The sequence below is a fragment of the Antribacter gilvus genome (genome assembly GCF_003946865.1).
Taxonomy (GTDB): domain Bacteria; phylum Actinomycetota; class Actinomycetes; order Actinomycetales; family Cellulomonadaceae; genus Antribacter; species Antribacter gilvus.
Map to the genome: position 1 here is coordinate 13,846 of NZ_QXTH01000002.1, position 12,032 is coordinate 25,877.

Sequence of the window (12,032 nt, forward strand, 5' to 3'; positions counted from 1 at the left end):
CGGACGAACGCACTACCTCGGCGTCGGTGTCACAGGCCGGAGGCCGTGGTGTAGAGGCTCTGCGCCACCGAGCCGAGGTACGGGCCGAACATGTAGTTCTTCAGACCCGTGTAGCCGAACGAGTTGACCGAGCCGAGCGTGCCGACGCCGGTGGTCGTGTTGTAGCCGGCGAACCAAGGACCGCCGGAGGACCCGCCCGTCATGTTGCACGAGAGGGCGTGGTCCTGGCTGCCGCCCCAGGTGTCGGCGACGGTGGTGCCGTGGCACCAGGCGATGTCGGTGCCGTCGTAGGGCCGCGCGGCCGGGTAGCCGAACGCGTGCATGTACTGGCCGCGCGGCTGGTTGAACGCGATGCCCTGGCTGCCCACCACGTCGGTGAGGTGCTGGCCGCCGACCGTGTTCATGACGGCGAAGCCGATGTCGTAGTCGAAGTCGCCGCTGTCGCGCCACTGCGTCGTGGTGACGAGCTGCCGGGCGGTGAAGGTGCCGTAGGGGCGGGCGCCGTCGTCGTAGGCCGGGACGAACGCGAAGTTGGTCGCGTAGGCGCCGGGGCCCTCGTTGAGGCAGTGGCCTGCGGTGAGGACCACGTCCTCGTTGCCGGACGTCACGGCGCTGCCCGAGCACACGTAGTTCGAGCCGCCGAGCGTGAAGAAGACCTTGCCTGTGGTGGCGACCACGGCGCCGCCGCCCGTGTAGTAGTCGCCGAGGAACCCGCTGCCGCCGCCCGGCTTGGCCTTGCCGGCCGGCTGGCCCTGCGGGGACACCGCGGTGGGCTTGCCGGCAGCGACGGTGCCGCCGGCGGTGCTCTTGTCCTTGGCGTCGACCAGCGTCTCGGCCGGGATCGCGGCGCGCATGCGGGCCGGGGTCCAGTACTCGACGACCTTGTCGTGGGCCGCCCGCGTCGTCGCGGCGGCGTGGACCGCCACGTCCGAGGCGTGGGGGTTCGGCTGGGCCTGGGAGGGTGCCACCAGGGCCACGGCGGCGGCGCTGGTCAGCGCCATCGCTGCCAGCCCGCCGAGCACGGTGCGGGAGAAGTTCCTGCGCATGCTGTCTCCTTCGTCATGGTTCCCGCCGATCGGCGGGGCACCCAGAATCCTGGTCGGTGGGTGAGTCCGCAAGAGGTGCGACAAGTTTCAGGTCTGTAAATTTCCGACACGTCGTGTCGCCCCGGCGTGTCGCGCCGTGGAGATTCCGCCACCGGGCGGCAGATACCCTCAGGACCGTGAAGAGCTCCCCCGTATGGCCGGCCGTCGTCGCGGACACCGTCAGCGTCGCGGCGTTCGCCCTGATCGGCATCGCCTCGCACGACGGCTCCCTCGCCGAGGCGTTCGTGCGCGTCGTGTGGCCGTTCGCCGTCGGTGCCGCCGTGGGCTGGGCCTGGACCCGCGCGTGGCGCTCCCCCGACCGCCTCTGGCCCGTGGGCGTGCTCGTCTGGTGCACCACCGTGGCGCTCGGCCTGGCCCTGCGTGCCCTCGCCGGCGACGGCGTCGCCTGGGCCTTCGCCGGCGTGACCGCCGTCTTCCTCGCCATCACGATGATCGGCTGGCGCGCCCTGGTCACGGGCCTGCGACGTGCCGCGGAGCGGTCTGCGGGCACCTCCTGACCGCCCGGCCCCGCAGGCGCACGACGGCGTGTGCCGCGTGGTCCGCGTCACGCGTGGCGCGAGTCACGGGTCACGCCCTGGGCAACAGGTCACGGCTAGGCTTCCTCGGGTGAACGACGCGCCCATCGGGATCTTCGACTCGGGAGTCGGCGGGCTGACCGTCGCCCGGGCCATCCTCGACCAGCTGCCCCACGAGCAGGTGCTGTACCTCGGCGACACCGAGAACAGCCCCTACGGGCCCAAGCCCCTCGCCGCCGTGCGCGCGATGGCGCTCGCGGTCATGGACCGCCTGGTCGACGACGGCGTCAAGATGCTGGTCATCGCCTGCAACTCCGCGTCCTCCGTGGCGCTGCGCGACGCGCGGGAGCGCTACACCGACCGCCGCGGCATCCCCGTGGTCGAGGTGATCCTGCCCGCCGCGCGGACCGCGGTCACCGCCACCCGCAGCGGCCGGATCGGCGTCATCGGCACGAAGGCCACCATCCGGTCGCGCGCCTACGACGACGCGTTCGCCGTGGCCCCCGGGCTGCGCCTCACGACCGCCGCGTGCCCCGAGTTCGTGCGCCTCGTCGAGGACGGCCAGACCTCCGGCGACGAGGTGCTGAAGTACGCCCACGAGTACCTCGACCCCGTGCGCGAGGCCGGCGTCGACACGCTCGTCCTGGGCTGCACGCACTACCCCCTGCTCGCGGGCGCCATCTCGTACGTGATGGGCGAGGGCGTCACCCTCGTGTCCAGCGCTGACGAGACGGCGAAGGACGTGTACCGCAACCTCGTGGAGCACGGCCTGGAGCGCTCGCCGCTCGCCGGGCCGCCCGAGCACCGCTTCCTGACCACCGGCAGCGCCGCGCCGTTCTCCGTGCTCGCCCGCCGGTTCCTCGGCCCCGAGGTCAGCCTCGTGGAGGCCGTCTGATGCGTCTCGTCACCGTGGGCGTCTCCGGCTCCTTCCCCGGGCCCGGGTCGCCCGCCTCCACCTACCTGCTCCAGGTCCCGGCCGACGTCGCCGAGGCCGCCGGCCACGAGGGCCGCGACTGGAACGTGGTCCTCGACCTGGGCAACGGCGGCCTCGGCGCGCTGCAGTCCCTGGTGGACCCGCTCCTGCTCGACGCGGTAGGCATCTCCCACCTGCACCCCGACCACTGCGCCGACCTCTCCGGCCTCTTCGTCTACCTGCGTTATCACCCCGAGCGCGGGTCCCTGCGCACCGGCACCGGCCGGCGCCTGCCCGTCTTCGCCCCGTCCGGGGCGGCCGAGCGCGTCGCCCTCGCCTACGGCCTGAGCGACGGCGAGTCCATGGACGCCGACTACGACTTCCGCGTCTGGTCGCCCGGCTCCGCCGTGCAGGTGGGCCCCTTCACGCTCGAGCCGTACCGCGTGTTCCACCCCGTGGAGGCGTACGGCGTCCGGGTCACCGCCCCGTCGTCCGTGAGCCCGGGCGAGCACGTCACGCTCGCCTACACCGGCGACACCGACCGGTGCGACGGCGTCGTCGCCCTCGCCCGCGACGTGGACCTCCTGCTCTCCGAGTCCGCCTTCGTCGAGGGCCGCGACGACGGCGTCGAGCCCGGCATCCACCTCACCGGCCGCCGCGCGGGCCTCGTGGCGTCCGACGCCGGGGCCAGGCGCCTCCTGCTCACCCACCTGCCCGTCTGGAACGACCCCGCCGCCTCCGTGGCGGAGGCGCGCGAGGTGTACGACGGCCACATCGACGTGGCGACGCCGGGAGCGGTCTACCTGCTCTGAAGCCCCGTCCCGCTGTCGGTACAGGGGGAGGGCGGGCGGGGGCGGTTAGGGTTGGGTGCGTGACCTCCACTCCCCCTGCCGTTCTCCGCGCCGACGGGCGCACCCCCGACCAGCTCCGCCCCGTGACCATCACGCGCGGCTGGCTCGACGAGGCCGAGGGCTCCGTGCTCGTCGAGTTCGGCCGTACGCGCGTGCTGTGCGCCGCCTCCTTCACCGAGGGCGTGCCGCGCTGGCGCAAGGGCTCCGGCGAGGGCTGGGTCACCGCTGAGTACGCCATGCTCCCCCGCGCCACCTCCACCCGGTCCGACCGCGAGAGCGTCAAGGGCCGCATCGGGGGCCGCACGCACGAGATCTCGCGGCTCATCGGGCGCTCGCTGCGCGCGATCATCGACGTCTCCGCCCTCGGCGAGAACACCATCGTGCTCGACTGCGACGTGCTCCAGGCCGACGGCGGCACCCGCACCGCCGCGATCACCGGCGCCTACGTGGCGCTCGCCGACGCCGTGGCCTGGGGCGCCCGCCACGGCCACATCGCCTCACGCGGCAAGCCCGTGCTGACCGACACCGTGGCCGCGGTGAGCGTCGGCATCATCGACGGCGTCCCGATGCTCGACCTGCCGTACGTCGAGGACGTCCGCGCGGAGACCGACATGAACGTCGTGGTGACCGGCTCGGGCACGTTCGTCGAGGTGCAGGGCACGGCCGAGCACGCACCGTTCGACCGGGCCGAGCTCGACGCGCTGCTCGACCTGGCCGTGGCCGGCACCCGTCAGCTCACCGCGATCCAGCAGGCGGCCCTGGCGCAGGAGCTCACCCGGTGATGGTGCCCGACGGCGTCCGCCTCGTCCTGGCGACCCACAACCGCAAGAAGCTCGTCGAGCTGACGGCGATCCTGGCCGAGGCCGGGCTCGACATGGGCGAGGGCGCGGTGGCGACCGCCGGCGACCTGGGCGCTCCCGAGCCCGTCGAGGACGGCGTCACCTTCGCCGAGAACGCGCTGCTCAAGGCCCGCGCCCTGGCCCGGGCGACCGGCCTGCCTGCCGTCGCCGACGACTCCGGCCTCGCCGTGGACGTGCTCGGCGGGGCTCCCGGCATCTTCTCGGCCCGCTGGTCCGGCCGGCACGGCGACGACGCCGGCAACCTGGAGCTGCTCCTCGCCCAGCTGTCGGACGTGCGCGACGAGCACCGTGGCGCCGGCTTCGTCTGCGCGGCGGCCCTCGTGACGCCCGACGGGCACGAGGAGGTGCGTCTCGGCGAGATGCGCGGCGTCCTGCTGCGCTCGCCACGTGGCACGAACGGGTTCGGCTACGACCCGGTCCTCGTGCCCGACGAGCAGGCCGCCCCGGGCGGCCGCTCCGCCGCCGAGCTGGACCCCGCGGAGAAGAACGCGATCAGCCACCGCGGCACGGCCTTCCGGCTGCTGGCCCCGGCGGTCCTGGCGGCGCTCACGCCGGGCGCGCCGAGATAGTCACCTCGTCCGACGAAGGCACCGTCTCGGCAGAGTTCTCCGCGCTAGTTCTCCGCCGAGGTAGTCACTCGGGCTCGGGGCCCGGGTCCATCCCCGCGCTGCGGCGGAGGTCGGCCAGCATCACGTCGACGAGGCTCTCCAGCGCGATGCCCGTGATCACGAAGACGCCCGCCCAGAACCGGGCCGCGGCGCGCTCGTCGTCGGCGACCGGGACCTCGTTCCCCGCCTCGTTCTCCCACATGACCTGGTCGGTGAGCCGCTCCACGTCCTCGTCCGAGTCGAGGCGCAGGCGCTCCGCGATGACGAGCCGGACGTCGTTCAGGGCGCCCGAGATCATCGCGGCGTCCTCGCGGCGGACCCGGACGGGCTGTGACGCCCCGTGGCGGCCCGCCTGGGCCAGCGCCCGCTCAGGGGCGTCCCGCGGGTCGAGCAGGTCGGCCAGCGCCTCCAGGCGAGCCACCTTGGACTGCGCGAGGTCGGCCTGGGTGAGGTGCCGGAACTCCGCCGCCACGTCCGGGTCGTCCTTGCTCGCGTCCGGCAGCAGCCGCAGCACGGCCGGGTCGGACGGCACGCGGGCCACGCCCGTCAGGCCCGTCATGCGGGCGAGCTCGGCGTCCGTGGGGCCGGTCAGGGAGCTCAGGTCGTCAGGGCTGCGCAGGCTGTCGCCCGTGGTCCACACGGGGCGGGACGAGCCGGCCCGCGCCCGCCCGTCCTCGGCCGACGCCCAGGGCGACGCGGGGTCGGTGGCCGGCTGCGGCGCCGTCGGCCCGAGCCCTGCCTCCTCCCGGAGCAGCCCGACGACGTCCCGCGCCACCTTGGCGAGGACTGCTCGTTCGACGGGCTCGAACTGGGACTCGTACCCACGCCGCATCGCGCGGAAGGGAGTCATGCCGCTCCCTGCGCGCCCGCGGCGCCGGTCGCGCCCGACTGCTGCAGCGTGGCCCACAGGCCGAACCCGTGCATCGCCTGCACGTCGACCTCCATGCGTTCACGACCCCCGGTGGACACGACGGCGCGGCCCTCCTGGTGCACCTGCAGCATGAGGGTGCGCGCCTTGACGGGCGGGTAGCCGAAATAGCTCTCGAAGACGTAGCTCACGTACGACATGAGGTTCACCGGATCGTTCCAGACGATGGTCACCCACGGGTCTGCCAGCCCGTGGGCGGCGCTCGTGCTGGTGTCCTCCTCGACAGCCGTCCCTGCGGATCCCACGGGCACGATCAGCGGCGTGAGGGAAGAAGTCACCCCCCCACTCTAGGCCGAACAGGGGCCTGCTCGTCGGCCTTGGCCCGCCGGGGCGCCGCGCCGTGACCTGACTGTTGCGCAGACGCACCGTCGCTGGCCCGGGGCTCAGGGCAGTCGCAGGTCCACCGACGGGATCGCCGCGTCGCCGGCCGACAGCCGCAGCCCCGTCAACGGCAGCTCACCCCGGGAGGCGAGGTGGTTCGCGGCCGCGTTCTGCACCCCGTACGCCCCCACCCAGCGCGAGTCCACGGCGCCGTCGACCACCAGGGGGACGAGCAGCGGTCGCACGTCCTCGCTCTCCGGAACCCAGCCGGAGACCGCCTCGTCCGGACCGGTCACGAGGATCTCCTCGGTGGCCCGGCTGTCGTCACCGAGGCGACGGCCGGCGCTCTTGCGGCCACCCACGGACGCCTTGTTGGCCGACGCCTTGGCCACCGGCTGCAGCACGCCGGTCGCGTCCTCGCGGGCGACGAGCTTGTAGACCATGCCGCACGTCGGTGCGCCGGAGCCCGTGACGAGCGCCGTGCCGACGCCGTAGACGTCGACGGGTGCGGCGGCGAGGGCCGCGATGGCGTGCTCGTCGAGGTCGGACGTGACGACGATCGAGGTCTCCGTGGCGCCGAGCTCGTCGAGCTGGCGCCGCACCTCGGCCGCCAGCACGCCGAGGTCCCCGGAGTCCAGCCGGACCGCCCCGAGCCCCGTACCCGCCACCTCGACGGCGGTCTGGACTCCCTTGCGCACGTCGTAGGTGTCGACGAGGAGCGTGGTGCCGACCCCGAGCGACTCGACCTGCGACACGAACGCGGACCGCTCGTCGTCGTGCAGGAGCGTGAACGCGTGGGCCGCCGTGCCGATCGTGTCCAGGCCGTAGCGGAGCCCGGCCTCCAGGTTCGAGGTGCCGGCGAAGCCCGCCACCGCCGCCGCGCGCGAGGCGGCCACGGCCGCCTGCTCGTGCGCCCGGCGCGCGCCCATCTCGAGGCACGGCCGGTCACCCGCCGCGCTCGTCATGCGCGACGCCGCCGACGCGACCGCCGAGTCGTAGTTGAGGATCGACAGCACGAGCGTCTCGAGGACGACCGCCTCGGCGAAGGTGCCCTCGACCTGCAGCACCGGCGAGCCGGGGAAGAAGGTCTCGCCCTCGGCGTATCCCCGGATCGAGCCGTTGAAGCGGTAGCCCGCGAGGTAGTCGAGCGTGCGGGAGTCGTCGATGCCCGTGCGCTCGAGGAACTCCAGCTCCTCGTCGGCGAACCTGAAGTGTGGCAGCGCTTCCAGGACGCGACCGGTGCCCGCCAGGACGCCGTAGCGGCGGCCCGGGGGCAGGCGTCGTGTGAAGACCTCGAACACGCAGTGCCGGTGCGCGGTGCCGTCGGCCAGCGCGGCCTGCAGCATCGTCAGCTCGTAGCGGTCCGTGAGCAGCGCCACCGAGGACCGCACCGCAGGCAGCCGCGCGGCGGGGAGGCTCTGCGGAGATGCTGGCGGCGAGTCCTGCGGCGGCACAGCGGTGCGCGGGGCGCCGGTGCCCCGGGGCTCGTCGTTCATGTGCCCAAGGTAGGGCAGGACGGACCCACGGGCAGGCGTAGACGTCACGCGGCGGCGTGTCGCCTCACGATCCGACGAGAATCGCTACTTCGCGCCCACGAACCAGCGACGCACCTGCTCCACCCGTGCCTCCAGCTGGTCGGCCGTGGCGAGCGGGACCTCCGGGCCGCCGCACCGCTTCCGCAGCTCGGTGTGGACCAGGCCGTGGGGCTGCCCGCTGCGCTTGGCCCACGCCCCGACGAGCTTCGACAGCTCCTTGCGCAGCTCTCCCGCCCTCCGGTGCTCGTGCTCGGCGCGTTGCGCCTCCACCTCGCGGGCGCTCGGCGCCCCGCCGCGGGACTTGAGCTGTTCCGCCTGCCGCTGCCGCAGGAGCGTGGTCACCTGGTCGGGCTCGAGCAGCCCTGGCAGGCCGAGGAAGTCGAGCTCCTCCGCGGAGCCCAGGTCGCCGCCCGTGCCGAACTCCCCGCCGTCGAACAGGACGCGGTCGAAGCTGGCCTGCGCCTCCAGCGCCTGGAAGGTGCCCTGCACCAGGTCGCCGGACGCCTTCTCCTCCCGGTTCGCGGCCGCGAGCAGCGCCGCCTCCGGGTCGTAGTCGATGCCCTGCTCCTCGGCGGTGCGGGGCCGGTCGAGCGCGTGGTCGCGCTCCTCCTCCATGCTGTTGGCCAGCACCAGCAGGGGCGCCACGCTCGGCAGGAAGATCGACGCCGTCTCGCCCCGCTTCCGCGCCCGGACGAACCGGCCCACGGCCTGCGCGAAGAACAGCGGCGTCGACGCGCTCGTGGCGTAGACGCCGACCGCGAGTCGCGGCACGTCCACGCCCTCGGACACCATCCGGACGGCCACCATCCACCGTCCGTCGCCCGACGCGAACTCGTCGATGCGGCCGCTCGCTCCCTCGTCGTCCGAGAGCACGACGGTGGGCTGCTTGCCCGTGATCCGCGCGAGGTGCGCGGCATAGGCGCGCGCGTCGGTCTGGTCGGTGGCGATGACGAGGGCGCCCGCGTCGGGGATGCCACGCCGCACCTCGGTGAGCCGCTTGTCGGCCGCCGCCAGCACCGACGGGACCCACTCGCCCTCCGGGTCCAGCGCGGTACGCCAGGCCTGCGAGGTCATGTCCTTGGTGAGCGGCTCGCCGAGGCGCGCGCTCACCTCGTCCCCCGCCTTGGTGCGCCAGCGCATGTTGCCGGTGTAGGACATGAAGAGCACCGGCCGCACGACGTGGTCCCGGAGGGCCTCGCCGTAGCCGTACGTGTAGTCGGCCTTGGACCGGCGGATGCCCTGGGCGTCCTGCTCGTAGGTGACGAACGGGATGGGCGACGTGTCGCTGCGGAACGGCGTGCCCGTCAGGGCGAGCCTTCGCGTGGCGTCCTCGAACGCCTCCCGCACCGCGTCACCCCACGTGAGCGCGTCACCGCCGTGGTGCACCTCGTCGAGGACCACCAGCGTGGGGCCCGCCTCGGTGCGCGCCCGGTGCAGCGCGGGGTTGGCGGCCACCTGCGCGTAGGTCACCGCGACGCCGTCGTAGTGCGCGCCGTGCCGGCCCTGGCTGTTCTTGAACGACGGGTCGATCCGGATGCCGACGCGGGCCGCGGCGTCGGCCCACTGGTGCTTCAGGTGCTCGGTGGGCGCCACGATCGTCAGACGGCGCACCTCGCCCTGCTCCAGCAGCTCGGTGGCCACGCGGAGCGCGAAGGTGGTCTTGCCGGCGCCCGGCGTGGCGACGGCGAGGAAGTCGCGCGGCGACCGCTCGCGGTAGAGCTCGAGCGCCTCCGCCTGCCAGGCGCGCAGGTTCGACGCCGTGCCCCAGGGGGCGCGCCGCGGGAACGCAGGGCTCAGCTGGGAGGCGGCGACGGACGACGGGGTTCGGGGAAGCGGGGACTCTGCCTGGTTGTGCTGGCGCAGTGTCACTTGGTGGAGTCGCCCTCGCCGTCCTGCGGGCTGCGGAGACCGTCGAAGATCTCCTTGCACACGGGGCAGACCGGGAACTTCTTCGGGTCGCGGCCGGGAACCCAGACCTTGCCGCACAGCGCGATGACGGGCTTCCCCGTGACCGCGGACTCCGTGATCTTGTTCTTGCGCACGTAGTGCGCGAAGCGCTCGTGGTCGCCCGGCTGCGTCTCTTCCCGGGTCTCCTCGCGCTCGAGGACGCTCGTGGAACCACCTGGCTGGGACGGGTCGGCCGGCGGGTGAGAGAGGGGATCCGTCATGCCCCGAAGTCTACGCGGCGGAGGGCACCCCGGCCCGGCTCCCCCACCCACGAGGCCGACCCCGGAGCGGGCTCGACACGACGGGGGCGCAGCCGGGAGAAGAGGTCGTGCTCGCTCAGCCCCTCCGCGCTGACGCTGATCCGCACGCCCAGGGCGTCGTCGGACAGGGTGAGCACGTCCGGCGCCGAGACGGTGTCGACCTGCTGCAACGGGGTGGTGAGCCCCCGCCCGGTGCGCTTGACGAGGGCCTCCTTGCGCGTCCACAGCGGGCTGAGGTCGTCCGCACGCAGGAGCGGGTCCCGCAGACCGCGCTCGCCCGGCGCGGCGATGCGGTCGAACAGGCCGTCGTGGAACGGCACCCGCGACTGCACGTCGACGCCCACCGGGACGGGTGACAGCACGCACACGCAGACCGAGGCGTCGTGCGACCAGTTGAAGTGCCAGCCGGGAGACCCGTCGAACCGCGGCTTCCCGAGCTCGCCGACGACGACGTCCGGCATGGGACCGGACGACCGCTCCCGCCAGAGGTGCTGCAGCAAGGAGAAGGCGACCACGCTCGCGTAGCGGTCCGTCTGCCGGTGGTAGGCGTCGCTCCTCCGCCGGCGCGCGGCCGGGACTCCTGCACGGATCCGCTCGAACGTGGTCCCGTCCAGGAGGTCCGACCGCGCGACGACCAGCTCGATCGTCACTCCGCGTGGTCGATGACGAGGCACACGTTGTGCCCGCCGAACCCCAGCGACGTCGAGATGGCACGGGAGAGCTGCGCCGGCCGCGACCCGCCGCGCACGACGTCGATCTGCATGTCGGCATCGAGGTCGGTCGTCCCCACGGTCGCGGGGACGAGCCCCCGGCGGACCGCCAGCACCGAGGCGATGGCCTCGACCGCGCCGGCTGCGCCAAGAAGGTGCCCGGTCATGGACTTCGTCGACGACACCAGCGCCTTGCCGCCGAACAGGCGGCCGATCGCCGCCGCCTCGACCTGGTCGTTCTTGACGGTCCCGGTCCCGTGGGCGTTGACGTAGACCGTCTCGTCCCTGTCCCCCGCCTCGTCGAGCGCGTCGGTGATCGCCCGGTCGAGGGCCTCGCCCTCCGGGCCGGGGGACGTGATGTGCCAGGCGTCGCTGGTGATGCCGTAGCCCGAGACCTCGGCGTAGACGGTGGCGCCGCGCGCCCGCGCGTGCGACTCGCTCTCGAGCACCAGGGCGCCCGCACCCTCGCCCATCACGAAACCGGCCCGGTCCTGGTCGAACGGGATGCTCGCGCGGTCCGGGTCCGTGGCGGTGGACAGGGCCCGCAGGTTCTCGAAGCCCGCCATCACCAGCTGGTGCGTGGCGGCCTCCGAGCCGCCGCAGACCACGGCGTCCGCGTACCCGTGGCGGATCGCGCGCAGCCCCTCGCCGATGCTGGCCGAGCTCGACGCGCACGCTGCGAGGTGCGCGAGCGCCGGCCCGCGTGCGCCGACCTCGATCGACACGAGGCCGGACAGCATGTTGCCGATCCATCGAGGCACCAGCATGGGCGAGACCTTCCGCGGCCCCGCCTCCTGCATCGTCTCCAGCTCGCCGAGCGGCGTGTCGACGCCGCCGAACCCGGTGCTCATGAAGGCCCCGAGCCGGTACGGGTCGACCGCGCCGACGATCTGTGCGGCCTCGACCGCCTCACGGGCCGCGAGCACGCCGAACACGTGGTGCGCGTCCATCCGCCGCAGCTCCCGGGACTCGAAGTGCGCCTCCGGGTCCAGCCCCTTGACGGGGGCGTAGACCCGCACGCCCACGTCGCCGGTGTCGAAATGATCCACGGGCACGATCCCGTGGCGCCCGGCGAACAGGCTCTCCTCGAACTCAGGAAGGTTCTTGCCGATCGGGCTGACGACGCCCATTCCAGTGATGACGACCTTTTCCATGCTTCTCCGTCACTTTGCGCCAGGAACTGTCTCGTGCGACCTCGGGTGGAGCCTCACGCCTGCTGCTTCGCGGCCTCCAGCACGGTGTCGTAGAGGTCCTGCACGGTGGACACGGAGTCGCCCATGTCGACACCCTGGCGCCCGACGACGTCCTCGACCTTGATCATGAACTCGAAGATGCTGATCGAGTCCACGCCGATCTCGGACAGGTCGTCCGTCATCTCCAGCTCGTCAGCCGGCTTCGAGGTGAACTCGGCCAGCGCGCTCTTGAACTCCGGCTCGGTCATGATGTGCCTCTCTCCTGTGGTGGTTGGTCGTTCTCGC

At 73.3% G+C, this 12,032-nt stretch carries 14 protein-coding genes; 5 read left to right on the plus strand and 9 right to left on the minus strand.

All coding sequences use genetic code 11. From position 1 onward, the window contains the following. Window positions 1–29 precede the first annotated feature (29 nt). Window positions 30–1,046 carry a trypsin-like serine peptidase gene (locus D1350_RS03675; protein WP_125774058.1) on the minus strand — a complete coding sequence of 339 codons (1,017 nt, stop codon included), beginning with the start codon at window positions 1,044–1,046 and terminating at the stop codon, window positions 30–32. A gap of 176 nt (window positions 1,047–1,222) precedes the next feature. On the opposite strand from D1350_RS03675, the gene D1350_RS03680 reads away from it, so the two are divergent. From D1350_RS03680 to rdgB, 5 genes are all read left to right on the plus strand, one after another. Then, on the plus strand, window positions 1,223–1,603 hold the full coding sequence (locus D1350_RS03680; RefSeq protein ID WP_125774060.1) for a DUF3054 domain-containing protein: 381 nt from the start codon (window positions 1,223–1,225) through the stop codon (window positions 1,601–1,603). A gap of 109 nt (window positions 1,604–1,712) precedes the next feature. After that, window positions 1,713–2,516 (plus strand): glutamate racemase, encoded by an 804-nt coding sequence (murI, locus tag D1350_RS03685; RefSeq protein WP_125774062.1) that lies wholly within the window; start codon window positions 1,713–1,715, stop codon window positions 2,514–2,516. Continuing rightward, complete coding sequence (locus tag D1350_RS03690) at window positions 2,516–3,346, plus strand: MBL fold metallo-hydrolase (RefSeq protein WP_125774064.1); 831 nt, start codon at window positions 2,516–2,518, stop codon at window positions 3,344–3,346. The genes murI and D1350_RS03690 overlap by 1 nt, the downstream gene beginning before the upstream one ends. Before the next feature lie 59 nt (window positions 3,347–3,405). Further along, the gene (gene rph / locus D1350_RS03695; RefSeq protein WP_125774066.1) at window positions 3,406–4,167 is read left to right on the plus strand and encodes a ribonuclease PH; all 762 of its coding nucleotides are present in this window, start codon (window positions 3,406–3,408) and stop codon (window positions 4,165–4,167) included. After that, window positions 4,167–4,814 (plus strand): RdgB/HAM1 family non-canonical purine NTP pyrophosphatase, encoded by a 648-nt coding sequence (rdgB, locus tag D1350_RS03700; protein WP_125774747.1) that lies wholly within the window; start codon window positions 4,167–4,169, stop codon window positions 4,812–4,814. Before rph ends, rdgB begins: the two co-directional genes overlap by 1 nt. A 64-nt stretch (window positions 4,815–4,878) precedes the next feature. Here rdgB and D1350_RS03705 read toward each other — a convergent pair whose 3' ends face one another. The 8 genes from D1350_RS03705 to D1350_RS03740 all read right to left on the minus strand — a co-directional run bounded on the left by D1350_RS03705 (window position 4,879) and on the right by D1350_RS03740 (window position 11,995). Next, the gene (locus D1350_RS03705; protein ID WP_125774068.1) at window positions 4,879–5,703 is read right to left on the minus strand and encodes a DUF2017 family protein; all 825 of its coding nucleotides are present in this window, start codon (window positions 5,701–5,703) and stop codon (window positions 4,879–4,881) included. After that, window positions 5,700–6,026 carry an ATP-dependent Clp protease adapter ClpS gene (clpS, locus tag D1350_RS03710; protein WP_125774749.1) on the minus strand — a complete coding sequence of 109 codons (327 nt, stop codon included), beginning with the start codon at window positions 6,024–6,026 and terminating at the stop codon, window positions 5,700–5,702. Before clpS ends, D1350_RS03705 begins: the two co-directional genes overlap by 4 nt. A 138-nt stretch (window positions 6,027–6,164) precedes the next feature. Next, on the minus strand, window positions 6,165–7,598 hold the full coding sequence (locus D1350_RS03715; RefSeq protein ID WP_125774070.1) for a nicotinate phosphoribosyltransferase: 1,434 nt from the start codon (window positions 7,596–7,598) through the stop codon (window positions 6,165–6,167). Between the two features lie 84 nt (window positions 7,599–7,682). Then, complete coding sequence (locus D1350_RS03720) at window positions 7,683–9,506, minus strand: DEAD/DEAH box helicase (RefSeq protein WP_125774072.1); 1,824 nt, start codon at window positions 9,504–9,506, stop codon at window positions 7,683–7,685. Further along, window positions 9,503–9,805 carry a DUF3039 domain-containing protein gene (locus tag D1350_RS03725; RefSeq protein WP_125774074.1) on the minus strand — a complete coding sequence of 101 codons (303 nt, stop codon included), beginning with the start codon at window positions 9,803–9,805 and terminating at the stop codon, window positions 9,503–9,505. The genes D1350_RS03720 and D1350_RS03725 overlap by 4 nt, the downstream gene beginning before the upstream one ends. After that, the gene (locus D1350_RS03730; RefSeq protein WP_125774076.1) at window positions 9,802–10,494 is read right to left on the minus strand and encodes a 4'-phosphopantetheinyl transferase family protein; all 693 of its coding nucleotides are present in this window, start codon (window positions 10,492–10,494) and stop codon (window positions 9,802–9,804) included. The genes D1350_RS03725 and D1350_RS03730 overlap by 4 nt, the downstream gene beginning before the upstream one ends. Continuing rightward, window positions 10,491–11,708 carry a beta-ketoacyl-[acyl-carrier-protein] synthase family protein gene (locus D1350_RS03735; protein ID WP_125774078.1) on the minus strand — a complete coding sequence of 406 codons (1,218 nt, stop codon included), beginning with the start codon at window positions 11,706–11,708 and terminating at the stop codon, window positions 10,491–10,493. The genes D1350_RS03730 and D1350_RS03735 overlap by 4 nt, the downstream gene beginning before the upstream one ends. A gap of 53 nt (window positions 11,709–11,761) precedes the next feature. Further along, complete coding sequence (locus D1350_RS03740) at window positions 11,762–11,995, minus strand: acyl carrier protein (RefSeq protein ID WP_164545015.1); 234 nt, start codon at window positions 11,993–11,995, stop codon at window positions 11,762–11,764. Window positions 11,996–12,032 lie beyond the last annotated feature (37 nt).